Source organism: Streptomyces katrae, assembly GCF_000717655.1.
Taxonomy (GTDB): Bacteria; Actinomycetota; Actinomycetes; order Streptomycetales; family Streptomycetaceae; genus Streptomyces; species Streptomyces katrae_B.
In genome coordinates this window covers 1-364 of record NZ_JNZY01000115.1, presented here as the reverse complement: position 1 = coordinate 364, position 364 = coordinate 1, and the positions used below count along the sequence as shown (strand labels likewise).

Genomic DNA, 364 nt, shown 5'->3' with positions numbered 1-364 from the left:
GTACTCCTGGCCGACCTTGTCGAAGATGTTCTTCCACAGGTGGCCCGCGTACACGAGGACGTTGTTCTTGTGGACCAGCGTCAGCTTCTTGCGGGGGCGCGCGCTGGGCCGCTCGTAAGCGTCCCGTACGACGCGCTCGACGCCGTACGCGGTGTTGACGCTGACCTCGGTGGCCACCTCGGCGGGCGTGCCGGTGCGCAGGCTGCCGCCGTTGCCGGTGTACGGGCCTTCGGTGCCCTCGCGGACCACGACGAAGTCGATCTCCGGACGGCCGGCGAGCGGGGTGGCCGTGTTCGGGAAGAGCTTCGACGGGCGCAGGTTGATGAAGTGGTCGAACGCGAAGCGGAGTTTGAGCAGCAGACCG

General features: G+C 67.9%; 1 protein-coding gene. It reads right to left on the bottom strand.

The features are described from left to right. Positions 1-364: isocitrate/isopropylmalate family dehydrogenase (locus IF09_RS0139610; protein WP_030304460.1), on the bottom strand; the 364-nt coding region annotated here is incomplete at both ends.